The following is a 15,470-nucleotide window of genomic DNA, read 5'->3' as shown; positions in this document are numbered from 1 at the left end:
CAGCCTCCTCCCGGCCCCGCACACCTCGTACTCCGGTCCGGGCACGCTGTACGAGCAGTACGGCGACCCCATGCTCTACAACCTGGACGTCCAGCTGGGCTGGGACGAGTTCGGTGACTGGGCGCTTCAGTTCGTCTCCCAGATCTTCATGGGACTGACCGTCGTACTGGCCCTGGCCGCCATCGTCGTCGTGCAGTGGACGTTCAAGTTCACGTCCATCGACAAGCTCGAGGACTCCATCACGCACGCCATCTCCGGTGCGGCGAGCACGGTGTCGACGACCTTGCTTCCGTCGGCGATGGCCATCGGCGCGGTGATCGCCTACGCGAACCATCGAAGAAACGGCTCGTCCATCAGCCAATTGGGGTGGGTGGCGGCAACAGCGATCCTTTCCATATCCTTGCTGACCACTCCGAAGGTGTGGATCGACGGCATCGACTCGATCCGGACCATCGGCAGCAACACGGCCATGGAGGCCGCGTCGGCCGGCATGGGGAACGAGACGAAGGAACCCTTCGACACCGGCGAGCAGCCCCAATACAGCAAAAACCAGCAAGACAACATGCTGCGCAAGTCCGCGGACGCGATCTGGCGGTCCTACGTCGTCACGCCCTGGTGCGTCGCCGAGTTCGGAAACCTGAACACGTGCAAGGAGCACGGCAAGGATCTGCTGGACCAGGGCTCTGACACCGGCAAGCGTGAGGACTGGCTGAAGCCGAACGTCAGCGACGACACCGTGGGCAAGGAGGCGGTCAAGTACCGCCAGGGCCACGTGGGCCACGCGCGTGTCATGGTCACCATGGCCTCGGCTGTCTGCGCGGGACTGTTCGCCATCCTTGCGGTGGCCCTGGCCTTCGCCTCCCTCGCCTCGCTGATCGGCGCGCTCATGCTGCTGCTGGCCGGCGTCGTCTTCGCCTGTCTGTGGGTCATCCCCGGCAGGCCGCGTCAGTGGGGCGTCCGCTGGTTCGACACCCTCCTCGGGTTCACCCTGCAGTCCTTCGTCAGCACGATGGTGCTGGGATGCGTGCTCGTGCTGAACACGGCGAGCGTGTCCCTGGTCGGTTCCTACGGCTGGTTCGCCTCGGCGGGTGTGAGCATCACCGCCGCGATCGTCGCGTTCAAGTTCCGCGGGATCATGGAGAGCATCGTCGGCGTGACCGGCGCGACCAACTCATCCTTCAACGCCGGTGCGATGAGGCTCGCGCAGGGAGCCGGTTCCCTCATGGCCCGGAAGGCCGGGGGTGCCGCCCTGGCAGCCGGCAAGTTCGGTGGGAAGGGCGCTTGGGCGGGCGCGAAGAAGACCACGGCGAGCGCCGGCCGTGCGGGCAAGAAGGCCCTTGACGCTGCTGACGAACGCCTCATCCAGCGGCCCTTCCGAGCGGCGCAAGCCGTCAAGCAGCTCAGCGACAGGAACGCGGACATGGACGCCGCCGGCGTGGCCAAGGGCTCCCCGATGCGGGCGCAATACGTCAGTGGTGGCGGTATGGATTCGCCCAGCACGTCCGCTCAGGTGAGTGCCGCCGGTCGCGCGGCGAAGACAGGCAGCTCCGGGCCCCTTCGGGTCAGCAACTCCGGCCGCCCGGGCCAGTTGAACAGCCGCTCGCTCCGTGTGGGCGAGTTGCAGAGCGTTTCGGCAGCGGCCCAGGCCCGACTGGGCCGGGACGAACCCCGGCCCGAAGACAAGAGAGGTGCCCCCGCCCGGGCGGCACGCGCCGCAACCTCGGCCGCACGTCAGGCCGGAGGCGGCGACGGCGGGTTCCGGAACGCCCCGAAGCCGGGCAGCGGTGGAGCCCAGCGTCGCGTGGCGGAGGCCCGCAAGGCAGCGGCCCGCAGTGGGGCCTCCGCGGCCGGCCAAGGCACCTCCCGGCCGAAGAGGCGCACATCCGTGCGGCCTCCCGCGCCCCGTGGCCGTCGGTAAGGAAGAGGACAGGTGAGCAAGGACAAGAACCAGCGCCCGTCCTCCGAGTGGCGGGAACTGCTCAAGGCGGACTACGACTACCCCGAGGAGATCGAGAAGGCCGGCAAGCGCCGCGTCCGCCGGAAGGCCCGCAAGGCCTACCGGCAGGAGCAGCGCGAGGAGTACAAGCGCCGCCTGGCGGACGAGCGCCGCCGTGAGCCGATCACGGCGGGCGGGGCGATCCTGGTCATGGTCGTCGTCCTCGCCATCGGCGCCGCCGCCACGCACTGGTGGCCGGACCGCACCGGGGCCCCGTCGACAGTGGGGCACGCGGGGGACACCACCCGTGTGCAGACCGGGGGCGGGCAGGACGGCGAACAGCCGTCCACACCCCCCGCCCCCAAGCCGCCCCAGCCCTCCCCGTCCGCGAAGGCCGACCGCAGCAAGCCGGAGAAATCGGCCGAGGGCTGGGCCCGCGCCTACCTCACGCGCAACCCCCCGGTGGACAAGACGCACACCGCGTCCGTCGACCGGGCCGCGCCGTGGATGACCGACGCACTGGTGGTGAACCTGAAGCAGTTCGACGACAAGGCGTGGGCCGAGCTCGTCTCCAACGGCGGCGTCTCCAAGGTGGACAAGGTGACGGTCGGCCCCGCCGACGACGACCGCGTGCGGAAGCAGGCGGACACCGAGGCACGGGTCTGGCGCAAGACCAGCGTCGACATCACGGTCAAGGGCTACCGGACGTACACCGAGACGAGGGTCTACCTGACGGAGATCATGCTGACCTCCGACGGCTGGCGCGTGGGCCGGGTCCTGGGGGTCTGAGCGAGTGGTTTCACGTCAGGCCCTCGCCCTGGCCTCGGGCGGGCTGCGCAAGGGGCTCGCGTTCAAGCTCGGCATACCCGGGATCGGCCTCCTCATGGGGCTCCTGCTGATCGTGGGCATGCTGGCCGGGATCGGCGGCGGCCCCTCGGCCGTCGCCGCCGGCTGCTCCCAGCCCGGCTCGCCCGGGAACGACGGGCCTTCCGGAAACGGGCAGACCGGTGACACCACGGGCGGCGCGAGCAAGAAGCTCCGCGACGAGCAGGTTGCGAACGCGAAGATCATCGACCAGGTCGCCAAGGACGGAAAGCTGCCCGGCAGGGCCACGCTCATCGCCCTGATGACGGGGCTCGCCGAGTCGCAGCTGTCGAACATCAGCTACGGCGACCGCGATTCCCTCGGCATCTTCCAGCAGCGCCCGTCCTCGGGATGGGGCACCAAGGAGCAGATCCTGGACCCCAAGTACGCGGCCCACATGTTCCTCTTCGGCGGGGACAGCGGAGACCCGCCGGGGCTCGAAGACGTCGCCTGGGAAAGCATGTCGCTCAACGACGCCGCCCAGAAGGTGCAGCGCTCCGGCTTTCCCGACGCCTACGCGCCCAAGGAGGCCCAGGCGCGGAGCATCGCCAAGGAAGCCGGTATCGACCTGGAGCGGACGGGCGAGAACCACCCCGACAAGCCGGGAAAGAAGGACGGCGACAAGTCCAGCAAGAAGCCCGACGACAAGCCCGACAACAATCCCGACAAGAAGAAGGCGGATCGCTGCAACACGTCGGGCACCAACAACCCCGGTACGCCCGGTGAGCCCTTCCACGACAGCCAGGCCAACTGGCCGGACATCGTGAAGAACCCCCGCGACACCGCGGGGGCGATCGCCTACGCCAAGAAGCAGGCCGAAAGCCACAACAGCGAGTGGTACCAGCGGTGCCTGGCCTTTACGGCCATCGCCTACGGCCGGGGGTCTTCAGGCACCAACTACGCCATTGACCACTACACGGACGTGATGCCGCAGAACATGCGTCACGACAAGGACCGCAACCCTCCGCCGGGCGCCCTGATGTTCTGGGACACCCACCACCGGGCCGGTCACGTCGCCATTTACGTCGGTGACGGCAAGGTCGCGTCCAACGACATCGTGACCCCCGGCGAGATATCGATCGTCCCCGCCACGGACATCGAGTCCAAGTGGGGCGCGGAGTATCTGGGCTGGTCGCCCCCCTACTACCCGAATGGCGGGTGATTCGGGTCATCATTAGCCCGGGGCCGCGGCATATGCGTTGCCGTGGCCCCGTTGGCCTGCTGGCGGCGGCGGTACGTAAGGATTGACCATGCCTGTTGTGACGGACCTCGACTCGGTCCCCCTGACTCCCGTCTACACCATCGTGATCAGCGCAGCGGGTGAAGCGACGATCGAGGGGGAACCCGTAGAGCCGCTGCCCGGGCAGGACGGGCGGACGTCCGCGCTCGCGGACATACGGGTGCGGGCCGCCCGGCGCGGCCACCCCATACGCATCATCGCCAAGGAGCCCGACGGGTCGGCATGGCCGCTGATCGTCGACCACGACGGGGCCGTGACGCCGATGCCGGGGCCGCATCCGACGCCGCCGCCGGCGTTTGTGGCGCCCGCGCCTGTGGCTCCCGTGGTGCCCGTGGCTCCGCAGCCGGTGCCGGCACCGGCGCCGATGCCGCCCGCCCCCGTCGCGCCCGCGCCCATTCCTGCACCCGCACCCGCGCCCGCGCCCGCCCCTGTACAGGCACCCCCCGCCCCCGTACAGACCTCTCCCGACTGGCACACCCCCCTCCCCCCGCACCACGCCGACCGTTTCGGGCGGATCGTGGCCGCTGAGCTGCGCGGGGACCTCGTCGGGGCCGCGCTTGCCGCGCGGGAGATGGAGGGGGCGCTCGACCGGGAGTACGGGGCGTTGCATCCGCACACCGTCGGCGTGCTCGGGACGCGGGCCTGGCTGGCGCTGCTGTTGCAGGAGGACTGGGCCGCGATCATGAGGCTGCACCTGCGGACCGCCGAGCGGCGGCACAACGCGCAGGCGCCCGTCGACGAGACCCGGCGCGTGCTGCGCAACGCCCGCGCCGTGTGGTGGCGGCTCGCGGCCGTCGACCGGGCCGAGGCGGACGAGATCCAGCCGGAGCTGCAGCGCGTATCCGACCTGGTCGAGGGCGTGCTTCCGGAATAATCACGGGCATGTCGCCGTCCACGCCGCCACCCGGCCCGTACGAGGCCACCCCGTACGACGGGAGCGCGTACGAAGGGGTCCCGGTTCCGTACGAAAGCGGGCCGCGCGGCCTGCACCGGCTGCTGCCGGACGTGATGGCGGCCGGCTCGGCGTATCCGCTCCTCCTCAGCGGTTCGTACGCACTGGAGGCGCACGGCCTCCTCGCCCCCGGCGCCGCCCGCCGGGACGCCGGCCTGGAGCTGGTCACCGAGGCCCCGGACCCCGTGGCCGACGTCGTGTCCGCCCTCCGCGACGGCCTGGAGGAGCGCGGCTGGGAAGCCGAACCGCTCGAAGCCCGGCTCGTCGTCACCGACGCCGCGACCGGCGAGCACTGCACCGTCGGCATCCGCACGGAGACCCTGCGGCGGCCGCCGGAGCTCGGTCCGTACGGGCCCGTGCCCGCCGTCGAGGACGTGGTCGGCATGGCCGTGCGCGACCTCGCGGACCTCGGCCTCGCCCGCGACCTCGTCGACGTACGGGCCGCGTCCGGCGCCTGGTCGCACGTCGAGCTGGAGGAGCTCGGCCGCCGGCACGCCGGCGAAAGCGGGCTCGACCTCACCGACCTCCAGGCCCGGCTCGCCGGCGCCGAGTGGATCGCCGACTCCGAGTTCGCCGCCTGCGGGCTCGACGAGACCGACCGCACCGAGCTCCTGCGCTGGGCCGAGGCCTGGGTCGACGACATCGCGGAGCGGCTGATGGAGGAGACCCCGTACGAGGACGAAGAGGATTGATCTTCCGTCTTCCGTCTTGCGCTTTACGTCTTGACCTCAAGTCCGCTTGAGATTTCATGCTTGATCCATCGCCTCAGCAGGCCTCGGTCAAGAGATGGACGGAACGACGATGACGGACACAGCTTCCCCCGCGGACACACCGGTGCCGGTGATCGACCGGCGCCGCATGAGACTCGTCATGGCCGGGCTGATGCTCGGCCTGTTCATGTCGGCGCTCGACCAGACCATCATCTCCGCGGCGCTCCGCACCATCGCCGACGACCTCAACGGCCTCTCGCAGCAGGCCTGGGCCAACACCTCGTACATGATCACCTCGGTGGTCACCACGGCCCTCTACGGCAAGCTCTCCGACATCTACGGACGCCGGCCGCTCTACGTCATCGCCGTGGCCCTCTTCGTCGCCGGTTCGGTGCTGTGCGGGCTCGCCTCGTCCATGGTGATGCTGTCGGTCTTCCGGGGCGTCCAGGGGCTCGGCGCGGGCGGCCTGATGAGCCTCGCGTTCGCCATCCTGGCCGATCTGCTGCCGCCCACCGAGCGCAGCCGCTACCAGGCCTGGTTCGGGGCGGTCTTCGGGGTCGCGGCCGTGGTCGGGCCGGTCGTCGGCGGGTTCTTCGCCGGGCTGGACGCCTTCGCCGGGGCGGACGGCTGGCGCTGGGCCTTCTTCATCAACGTGCCGGTCGGCATCGCCGCCGTGCTGCTGATCCTCAGCCAGGTACGGGTCCAGGCGAACCGCTCGACGGACAAGCCCGACATCGCCGGCGTCATCACCCTCGTCCTCTTTCTGGTGCCCGTCCTCTTCGCCGTCGAGGAAGGACCGAAGTGGGGCTGGGGCTCGGCCGGCACGCTGGGGCTGTTCGCCGTGGGGGCCGTGGGGCTCGTGCTCTTCCTGATGGCGCAGCGGCGGGCGGGCGGCGCCGCGCTGCTCCCCACCCCGATGTTCCGCAACCCCGTCTTCTCGCTCTACAACGGCGTCAACACGATCGTCGGCGCCGCCGTCTTCGGTTCGCTCGCCGTCCTGCCGCTCTACCTCCAGATCGTCAAGGGGCTGTCGCCGACCGAGGCGGGCCTGATGCTGCTGCCGCAGACGCTCGGGATCATCGTCGCCGGCCGGATGTGCAGCGCGTACGTGACGCGTACCGGCAAGTTCAAGGGCTCCATGCTGGCCGGCATCGTGCTGATGATGGCGGGCACGTTCTGGTTCGGGTCGTTCGGCGCGGACACGGAGCTGTGGCAGGCCGGGGTCGCCGCCGGCGTCATGGGCAGCGGCATCGGAATGTGCTGGCAGGTCATGCTGGTCGCCATCCAGCGGGGCCTGGAGCCGCGGTACATGGGCGCCGGCATCGGATCCTTCGCCTTCTTCCGCTCCATCGGCGGCACCGTCGGCATCAGCGTCTTCTTCTCGCTCTTCTTCGGCACGGTCGGCGGCCGGATCGCCGACGCCTACGCCGACGCCGCGAACGACCCGGGCTTCAAGGCCGCCCTCGCCGACCCGGCCGTCACCTCCCAGCCGGCCAACCAGACGCTCCTCGCCGGCCGGAACGGCGCTGTCTCCCTGGACGACAGCTCCTTCCTGACCCACGCCGACGCCCGCCTCGCCCACCCGTTCCTGGAGGGCATGGCCGACGCGATGCAGACGGTCTTCCTGGTGAGCGGCACCCTGCTGGCGGTGGGCCTGGTCCTGGCCCTCATCCCCAGGGACCGCCGGCCGGAGACGGGGACGGGCACGGACACGGCTCCTTCGGCGACGGAGCCGAAGGAGGCCGCGGCCGCCGGCCGGAAGTGACGCGCGCTTCGTGAGGCGGTGGGGCCCGGGTCGCCGACCCGGGCCCCACGGTTACCTGTCACCATCCGCGCCGGCGCCGCCTCCGTTCAAGGCCACGCCGTTCCGCCGGACGTTCCCGGAGCGCAGCCTGATCCATGTGTCGTCGGCCTCGGAATCCGAATCGAACCCGGACTCGCCGTAGGCGTCGTGCACCGGGTCTGTCTGCTCCTGATCATCCGGCGCATCACCCGAGCGGCGGCCGCCGGAGGAGTGTCCGTCCTCCGGGTTCTCTGACTCATCGTCCGGATCAGGCCCGGTCTTCGGATCGTCCTGAGGTTCGGCCGGTGAGGGCGCCTCGGGCTTCGAGTCCTGGGGCGCCTCGGGGGCCGTCTCCTGCCGGGGTTCTGGTGCCCGCCTCGCGTCGGCGTCCTGAGCCTCGGCAGGTTCGGGGGCTTCCTCCGGGTGGTCCGCGGTCTCAGCGCGCGAGGGCGTTTCCGCCGCTTCTGCCGCCGGCTCCGGTGCGTCGTCGGCCGCGGGGTGGGCCTCCGTGGCGTCGGCCGGTTCCGGGGCGTCTTCCGAGGACTCGTGGGTGTTCCGCGAGCCTTCCGATGACGTGACTGGTTCAGCCGGTTCAGCCGGTTCAGTGAGGTCGGCTGATTCAGCCGGGTCAGCTGGTTCAGCAGGCTCGGGCGCCTCGTCCGTGTCGAGCGCGTCCGGAGACTCCGGGGCGGCGTCTTCCGAGGACTTGTCGGCGCCCTCGCTCCCTCCCGTACGCTCGGCGTCCTCGGCGTCCTCGGCGTCCTCGGCGTCCTCGGCGTCCTCGGCGTCCTCGGCGTCCTCCGGCTCTTCCGCCTCCTCGGGCTCCTCCGTGCCCTCGGCTTCCCCCGGCTCTTCCGCTTCTTCGGGCCCCTCGGCCTCCTCCGGCTCCTCCGTGCCCTCGGCTTCTTCGGTTTCTTCAGCCTCCTCGGCTTCCGCCGGTTCTTCCGCTTCCTCCGGCTCCTCGGTTTCCGCCGGTTCCGGCGCAGCGTCGGACGTCTCATCCCCGTCGGGATGCTCGCCCTCGTCGGAGGACTCGCCTTCGTCGGAAGACTCGCCCCCGTCCTCGGAGTCAGCGGAGGCTTCCGGGCGGTCGGAGGCGTCCTCTGCTTCCGCCGGCTCGGGTGCGTCCTCTGTCTTCTCGGCGTCCTCGGCCTCCGCCGGCTCCGGTGCTTCCTCCGCCTCCGTCGGCTCGGGCGCCTCCTGAGCCTCCTGTGCGTCCTCCGCTTCCGTAGGTTCCGGGGCCTCGTCCGCTCCGGATTCCGCTGGGGGCGGTTGCTCGGGAGGCGGTCCTTCCTCGCTGGAGCGGTCGCTCATGAATCAAGCCCGGCATCGGATGCGGCGTTCCTGCGGTACAGCCGCACCCACGGCAGCGTCTTCCGCTTCCACGCCGCCTGCGCAAGGTGGATGAAGACGCAGGCGCGGTAGTCCTCGACCGCTTCCGCGTCCGCCCCCGGAGGGGCGACGGCGTCGGCGATGTCGGCAACCCACTCCGCCGTGCGGGACCACCATTCGGCCTGGGCGGCCGACGTCTTGGGATAGTCGGCGACGCGCTTCTTCAGCTCGGTGCCGTGCTCCGGCCACACCGCCGTCGCCGCCCGCGAGCGGAACGTGCAGCGGTGCCGGCAGCCCTCGCAGTCGGCGAAGGGGGCGAGGGCCGCGTCGACCTCCGGGGTCGCCGCGGCGAAGGCGCGGAAGCGGTCGGCCAGTTCCGCGTTGCCGGCGAGCGGCGCCCGGGCGACCCCGGTCTCCGCGGCCGCCTCGGCCCGTACGTTCGGCACCCGGATGAGGGCCGGCCGGTCGATGCCGTCGTGGTGGGCGAAGGCCTGGAAGGGTTCCAGGGACGACGCGTAGCGCTCCTGGTCGGGGGCGAACCGCATCGTGCCGCCGATCAGCTCCCGGTCCGTGGCGGACGGCAGCCGGTGCATGATCTTGAGGTTCGTGTTCTTGTACGCGTCCTCGACGAGCTTCTCCGGCACCTGCTCGACGATCACCAGGCCTTCCCCGTACTTACGGTTCTCGGCGAGCGTGTTGGCGAAGGCCTGGGCCGCGCGGGCCTGCGCGTTGCCCTCCTTGGCGTCCCCGCCGGAGCCGGCGGGGCGTCCGAGCAGCCGGTGGGCCTCCTCGATGACGGTGATGTGGGAGAGGCCGTCTCCCCGCCGGGTCGCCTTGTAGTGCTCGGTCATGGTTTGCAGGATCAGCGCGGTGACGAGGGACTGTTCCTTCTCGTTGTCGCCGACGCCGGCCAGTTCGATGACGACGGGGCGGCTGAGGAGCTCCTCGACGGGGTAGGAGCGCGCGCAGTCCAGCGTGCTGCCGCAGGCGCCCTCCGCCAGCGACTCGGCCCGCAGCCGGGACGCGGCGATGATGTTGTCCTTGACCTCGCCCGAGTACCCGAGCTGGTCGCACTCCCTGCGCATCTCGGCGATGAAGTCGCGCAGGGTGGGCCACGACCCGGCGTGGGCGGGCGTGGCGACGTCGGTGGGGACGATGCCCTTCCGCGCGTACGTGTTGCGCAGGGCCTTGTTGTAGATGGCCGGGAGGGGGTCCCAGAGGCCGAACGCCGCGTCGAAGCAGGCGAGCAGACCGGCGGTGTGGGTGCTGATCCGGACCCCGTGCGGCACCTCGAAGGGGTTGAGCCGGAACGGCGCCGTGGTCTCGTCGCCGACGGTGAGGACGAGGAGGTCCTCGAAGCCGGGGCGGGTGGCGAGCCAGCGGTAGTCGTCGAGCTCGGAGTTGACCGGCTCCAGCACGAGGAACGGCACCTTGTGGTCCCGCCAGAGCTGCTGGCAGAAGGCCAGGGTCGTGTTGGTCTTGCCCGAACCGGTCGTTCCGACGAACAGCGCGTGCCGGGAGAGGGACCCCAGCTCCACGCCGAGCGGCCCGGCCGGCGCGCCGTGCACCAGCTGCCGGCCGAGTTCGATGGCGGGCCCGTTCGGCCGGTAGTCGGTCTCCAGAGCCATGTCGGGCCTGCGTACGGGGAAGCCCGGCATGTGCCCGTGCACGGCGAGGGGAAGCCGCAGCGCGGCGCCCGCCTCCCGCGCGTCGACCAGCTCGGGCAGCAGGCGCAGCGCCGGCGACAGCGGCTCGGGCAGCTGCCAGCGCTGATCGCCGCCCCAGCGGGCGTGCTCCAGCGTCGTGATCCCGGTCCAGGCCGCCGCCAGCTCCGGCGGCGCCGGCCGTACGGTGACGTGGGCCGGTCCGGAGAAGGTCTCGGTCAGCACGCCGCCCTGGCCGGGCCGTTCCTGCGGGGAGACCGTGGCGCCGACCAGCTCGGCGAGGGACTCGGGGAGCGGGTTCGGGGAGGCGAGAGCGATGCGGATGCGGAAGGCGCGGTCGGTGTAGCGGCGCGCGGCGTCCGCGTACACCTTCGCGGCGTCCACGGCGAAGGCGTCCGGGGCGAGCTGCGACGCCGGGCCCCACAGGCCCTCCGGAAGCTGCCCCGGCGTCCCCAGCCGCCCGTAGTGGGTCGCGATCTGGTGGAGTATCGGGCCGAGGTCGTCGGGCACGCGGTACGGCTCGAGGCCGACCGTCAGCATGAGCGGGTACGGGTGTGCCGCGAACGCCTGCCACAGCGCGTCCCACGGCGGCGCCGCGGCGGTGAACGGCTGCGGGGAGAGGTAGTACTGCACGCCCGCGTCGGGCCGGTTCGGCAGGCCCGTCCGGTAGCGCTTGCGGATCTCGGCCAGGCCGGCCGGGTCGGGCGTGAACGGCGTGAGCCACCGGGCCACTTCGGCCGCGTCCTCGACCGGCGCGCTGTGCACGTGGTGGGGGAGCTGCCCCAGCCGGTCGCGGAGCGCGAGCACCTCGGCCACGGCGGATTCCTCCGCCGAGGCCGGGCCGGGCGTGCCGGCCGCGCCGTCACTGCGCACCCGGACCAGCAAGGCGCACGAGATCCGCCGCTCGGCTGGGTCCGTGAGGTAGCGCAGCTCGATGCGGGTGTCGTGGCGGATGTCCCACTGGCCCGCCAGCCAGGCGGCCTCCGCCGCGACCGCCTTGATCCGGCGCTCTTCCTCGGGGAGCTCGGCGTACTCCCTGGTCTCGGTGAGGTCGGCGGCGGCCTCGATGCGGACGGCCGCCCAGGCCCACACCGACGTGCCGTCACCGACGGTCAGGACGCCCGGCGGGGGCGTCCTGTCGGTCTGCTGGTCCATGTCGCTCAGCTGGTCCACGGGGCGGCGGGGTTGTGGCCGCCGGGCGCGGCAGGGGGCGCGGGCGGTCCTGCGGGCCCGCCCGGCATGGGCGGAACCGGCGGAGCGGCCTGCGGTGCGGGCTGGGCCGGCGGCGTGGCGGGCATGACGGGCGGCGCGGGCGGCGCCGGCGGGCCGGCCGGGCCCTGTCCGGGCGCGTTCATGATGGGCAGGTCCTGCCCGAAGGTCGAGGCGATGGGCACCTCGATGCCCTGGACCGCGATCTCCACGCCTTCCCGGACCGCCGAGTGCACGGCCTCCCGCATGGCCCGCGGCCGCTCGGTGCGGAGCATCTGGTTGACGTCACCGGTGCGGTGCAGGAACCCGCCGATGACGTCCTTGAAGTACGTGCCGATGAGCACCAGGCCGGAGCGGCTGCGCCACATCGTCCAGCCGAGGTAGAGGCTGGTGCCGTACTCGAAGACGGATATGTAGACCACGTACCGGCCGCTGGTGATGACGAGACGGTTGTCGACCACCTCCGGCTGAAAGACGTCGCTGCGGATCCGGGACGGCACGGCCGTCACCGGGATGCGGCGCTGGGACAGCGCTCCGTAGATCGCGGCATAGGCGGAGGAGGACGCCTCCGCCTTGTCCTCCAGCAGGGTCCGCCATTCCGAGACGGGCTCGGTGAGGGAGGCGAGCAGGGCCAGCCAGAAGACGATGAAGCCCAGGATTCCGCCCACGGTCAAGCTGGTGTCGAGCGAGTCGAAGTCCCAGCCGTTCGTCAGCAGGGCGAACAGCACGCAGGTCACGAACACCAGGACCGAGATGAGGGCCGCGGACGCCCAGAGGCCGATGACCGTCCTGAGCGGGACCGTCTCGTCGAAGCCCAGCTCGATCTGCTGGTACTTCAGGGTCTGGTTCCGGTAGGAGCCGTTGGGGCCCGTGGCTCCCGATGCCGCCCAGCCGGCCGGTGCGGCGCTGCCGCCCGGATAAGTGCTCATGTCGTACTCCGTACCGGTGACGTAGATCGTTTGGCACGGCAACTTATCGGAATTTCAGGTAGGGCAGACGGGCCGGACGGGCACGGTCGGGCAAAACCCCTGAAGTGCCGTCAGCAGCGTTCCGGGCGGCTCAGCAGCGGGTCGGCTGGCCGGTTTGGCGGATGATGGTGTCGGCGGACAGCCAGCCGGCGCTCTTCGTTCCCTCGATGCGGACGTAGAGCCACTTGTGGCCGTAAGCGTTCTCGACGGCGCAGTGGAACCAGACCTTCGTGCCGGACTTGGCCGGGGCCACGGAGCCGCAGACCTGGTACGGGCCGTTCAGCACGTGGCGGTCGCCGGAGACGTAGCCGTACGTGCCCGGCTTCGGGTCCTGGTGGCTCCAGCCGCTGCACGTGGTCGGCACGTTCAGCTTGGTCGACGGGGAAGGGGACGTGCTCGGCGTCGCGCCGGGCTTGGCCGGCGCGGAGGACGACGGCGTGGCCGCGCCGGACGGCTTCGCGGAGCCTCCGGAGGAGGGGCCCGGGGAGTTCGTTCCGGCGGTCGCTTCGCCTCCGCCCGGCTGCTCGCCGCCCGCCGGGGAGCTGACCGCGGGCTGCGCCGACAACGCCTCGTCGCCCTTCGTGCTGTCGCTGTGATTGCCTGTCAGGGCGTAGGTGACGCCGCCTCCGGCCAGCACGACGGCTGCGGCCGCTGCCGCGATGACGCTACGGCTGCGGCGCCGCTTGCGGCCGGGGGCAGGAGCGGGAGCGGGGGCGGGGGCAGGCGCCGCGGCCGGTACTCCGAGGTGCGGCGGGCCGGGCTGAGGGTAGCCGGCGTGCGGGGGCTGCGGGGACAGCGGCGGCTGCTGGAACAGCGGCGGCTGCTGGAACAGCGGCGGTGCCGCGCCGAACCCGGGCGGCGGCACCGGGGCTACGACCTGCGTCGGCATGGGCGTGTGCGGAGGTGCCGGCACAGGCGATGCGCCGGGCCCCGGAGCCACCGGCCCCGGTGCGTAGTGCGCCGCCGTCCCGCCCGCGGCCACCCGCTCCAGCATCTCGCGCGCCTCGTCCGCCGCCGGCCGGTGCTCCGGCTCCTTCGCCATCAGCGCTTGCAGCACCGGAGCGAGCGGCCCCGCCTGCCGGGGCGCCGGCAGCGGCTCGCTGACGATCGCCGACAGCGTGGACCACACCGACGTCCGGCGGAACGGCGACGTGCCCTCCACCGCCGCGTACAGCGTCATGCCGAGCGACCAGATGTCCGACGCCGGGCCCGGCTCCTTGCCCTGCGCGCGCTCCGGCGGCAGGTAGTCGAGGGAGCCGATGATCTGGCCGCTCTGGGTCAGCTTGGCCATGGCGTCGTCGCCGGCGGCCTCCATGCTGGCGATGCCGAAGTCGGTGAGTACGACCCTCCCCCAGCCTCCGGCCTGGGGGACCCCCGTCTCACTTCGCCCACCGCGCTCCAGCAGCACGTTCGCCGGCTTGACGTCGCGGTGCAGCACGCCGGCCCGGTGCGCGGCGTCGAGCGCGTCCATCAGCTCGGCGCCGATCGCCGCGGCCTCGTGCGGCTCCAGGGCGCCGCGCTCCTCCAAGACGTCGTCGAGCGAGGGCCCGTCGACGAGTTCCATGACGATGACCGGCAGGCCCTGCTCCTCGGTCACGTCGTGCACGGTGACCACGCCGCCGTGCCGGATGCGGGCGGCGGCCTGCGCCTCCCGCTGCATCCGGATCCGCAGGTCGGCCAGTTCGGCGGCGGAGGCGTCGGTGAAGGCCCGCAGCACCTTGACGGCGACCTCGCGGTTCAGGAGCTCGTCCACGGCCCGGGCGACCACGCCCATGCCGCCGCGTCCGATCGTCGCGGTGACCCGGTAACGGCCCCCGAGGAGTTTGCCTATCAGCTCGTCGCCGTTCGCTTCCCCCGCTGTCACCGCATGCTCCGTCCGTCCTGGCACTGTTCGTTCGTCGTTCGTCGTTCGTCGTTCGCCCTTGCGCGGCCCCCAGAGTAGAGGCAGGCGCTGTGAGGGCCGCGGCCCCCCGGAGCCGCCCCGGGGTAACGACGAAGGCCCAGGTCTGCGACCTGGGCCTTCGTGAAGAGCTGAAGAGCGGGGGTGGGCGCCAGGGCCCACCGGGTGAGGACGACGGGCTCCCGGCTTTGAGGACGCTCCCAGGCGAGGGCGGGTCTACGGCGTAATCGGCGCCCATCGAGGGGCCGATGGGCCGGGTCGTCCAGGGCGTCGGGGCCCGGGGCGCGGAAGGAACCGGGCAGTGCTCCAGCCGGGCGGCGAGGTCACCTCAGTCCGAGGCCGGCGGCGGGGACGACGACTCGGCGGCGCGGCGGTATTCGGCGTTGATGCGCTGGGCTTCTTCGAGCTGGTCCTCAAGGATGATGATGCGGCAGGCGGCCTCGATGGGGGTGCCCTGGTCGACGAGTTCCCGGGCGCGTGCCGCGATGCGCAGTTGGTAGCGGGAGTAGCGACGATGTCCGCCCTCGGAGCGCAGCGGAGTGATCAGGCGCGCCTCGCCGATGGCGCGCAGGAAGCCCTGGGTGGTGCCGAGCATGGCGGCGGCACGGCCCATCGTGTAGGCGGGGTAGTCGTCGTCGTCAAGGCGGCCGAACGAGTCGTCTGCTGTCATTGCACCTCTCTCATGGAACGCATGGAGGGGCCCTGGTGCCGTACGGCACCAGGGCCCCGAAGGAACTACTACACCATCTGTCGGCCCTGATACTGCGCCGACCTCCTGTTTCCGCCGCCCCGGCCGAGTTGCTGCCGGGAGTGCGGGGATCGCGGTTGCTTGACCGGAGACCACCTCACTATCGATGTCCTGCGGTACCCGGGCTCAGCCTTCGGCCCGGGCGATCCTGATGGCGCCTGGCT

The 15,470-nt window shown here is 71.7% G+C and carries 11 protein-coding genes; 6 read left to right on the top strand and 5 right to left on the bottom strand.

The genetic code is table 11. The features are described 5' to 3' along the window. Positions 1-70: 70 nt before the first annotated feature. The 6 genes from D7231_RS10560 (at position 71) to D7231_RS10535 (ending at position 7,467) form a co-directional block, all read left to right on the top strand. The gene (locus D7231_RS10560) at positions 71-1,918 is read left to right on the top strand and encodes a type IV secretion system protein (RefSeq protein WP_147449701.1); all 1,848 of its coding nucleotides are present in this window, start codon (positions 71-73) and stop codon (positions 1,916-1,918) included. A gap of 12 nt (positions 1,919-1,930) precedes the next feature. After that, positions 1,931-2,725: a hypothetical protein gene (locus D7231_RS10555; protein WP_120754770.1), complete on the top strand. Its 795-nt coding sequence runs from the start codon at positions 1,931-1,933 to the stop codon at positions 2,723-2,725. 4 nt (positions 2,726-2,729) lie between these two features. Then, complete coding sequence (locus D7231_RS10550) at positions 2,730-3,962, top strand: NlpC/P60 family protein (protein ID WP_120754768.1); 1,233 nt, start codon at positions 2,730-2,732, stop codon at positions 3,960-3,962. An 88-nt stretch (positions 3,963-4,050) separates the two neighbouring features. After that, positions 4,051-4,914, top strand: coding sequence for a hypothetical protein (locus D7231_RS36995; protein WP_199739339.1), 864 nt, complete (start codon positions 4,051-4,053; stop codon positions 4,912-4,914). 134 nt (positions 4,915-5,048) lie between these two features. Further along, positions 5,049-5,684 (top strand): hypothetical protein, encoded by a 636-nt coding sequence (locus D7231_RS10540; RefSeq protein WP_120755557.1) that lies wholly within the window; start codon positions 5,049-5,051, stop codon positions 5,682-5,684. Between the two features lie 109 nt (positions 5,685-5,793). Continuing rightward, the gene (locus D7231_RS10535) at positions 5,794-7,467 is read left to right on the top strand and encodes an MDR family MFS transporter (protein WP_120754766.1); all 1,674 of its coding nucleotides are present in this window, start codon (positions 5,794-5,796) and stop codon (positions 7,465-7,467) included. A 51-nt stretch (positions 7,468-7,518) separates the two neighbouring features. Here the strand turns inward: D7231_RS10535 and D7231_RS10530 are convergent, their stop codons facing one another. From D7231_RS10530 to D7231_RS10510, 5 genes are all read right to left on the bottom strand, one after another. Next, positions 7,519-8,799, bottom strand: coding sequence for a hypothetical protein (locus tag D7231_RS10530; RefSeq protein WP_120754764.1), 1,281 nt, complete (start codon positions 8,797-8,799; stop codon positions 7,519-7,521). Next, positions 8,796-11,654 (bottom strand): ATP-binding protein, encoded by a 2,859-nt coding sequence (locus D7231_RS10525; RefSeq protein WP_147449700.1) that lies wholly within the window; start codon positions 11,652-11,654, stop codon positions 8,796-8,798. Before D7231_RS10525 ends, D7231_RS10530 begins: the two co-directional genes overlap by 4 nt. Beyond that, positions 11,642-12,619, bottom strand: a complete 978-nt coding sequence (locus D7231_RS36465; protein ID WP_158673732.1) for an adhesin — start codon at positions 12,617-12,619, stop codon at positions 11,642-11,644. The genes D7231_RS10525 and D7231_RS36465 overlap by 13 nt, the downstream gene beginning before the upstream one ends. A gap of 130 nt (positions 12,620-12,749) precedes the next feature. Further along, complete coding sequence (locus D7231_RS10515; RefSeq protein ID WP_120754759.1) at positions 12,750-14,522, bottom strand: serine/threonine-protein kinase; 1,773 nt, start codon at positions 14,520-14,522, stop codon at positions 12,750-12,752. Positions 14,523-14,886: 364 nt separating this feature from the next. Next, the gene (locus tag D7231_RS10510; RefSeq protein WP_120754757.1) at positions 14,887-15,228 is read right to left on the bottom strand and encodes a MerR family transcriptional regulator; all 342 of its coding nucleotides are present in this window, start codon (positions 15,226-15,228) and stop codon (positions 14,887-14,889) included. Positions 15,229-15,470: the final 242 nt, after the last annotated feature.

Source organism: Streptomyces klenkii (assembly GCF_003626645.1).
Lineage (GTDB): Bacteria > Actinomycetota > Actinomycetes > Streptomycetales > Streptomycetaceae > Streptomyces > Streptomyces klenkii.
This window is presented reverse-complemented; position numbering and strand designations above follow the sequence as displayed.

What these genes read in the sequence shown, in the direction of transcription:
- D7231_RS10540 (WP_120755557.1), top strand. Translation starts at nt 5,049, where the DNA reads ATGGCGGCCGGCTCGGCGTATCCGCTCCTCCTCAGCGGTTCGTACGCA.
- D7231_RS36465 (WP_158673732.1), bottom strand. Translation starts at nt 12,619, where the DNA reads ATGAGCACTTATCCGGGCGGCAGCGCCGCACCGGCCGGCTGGGCGGCA.
- D7231_RS10510 (WP_120754757.1), bottom strand. Translation starts at nt 15,228, where the DNA reads ATGACAGCAGACGACTCGTTCGGCCGCCTTGACGACGACGACTACCCC.
- D7231_RS10530 (WP_120754764.1), bottom strand. Translation starts at nt 8,799, where the DNA reads ATGAGCGACCGCTCCAGCGAGGAAGGACCGCCTCCCGAGCAACCGCCC.
- D7231_RS10560 (WP_147449701.1), top strand. Translation starts at nt 71, where the DNA reads ATGCTCTACAACCTGGACGTCCAGCTGGGCTGGGACGAGTTCGGTGAC.
- D7231_RS36995 (WP_199739339.1), top strand. Translation starts at nt 4,051, where the DNA reads ATGCCTGTTGTGACGGACCTCGACTCGGTCCCCCTGACTCCCGTCTAC.
- D7231_RS10535 (WP_120754766.1), top strand. Translation starts at nt 5,794, where the DNA reads ATGACGGACACAGCTTCCCCCGCGGACACACCGGTGCCGGTGATCGAC.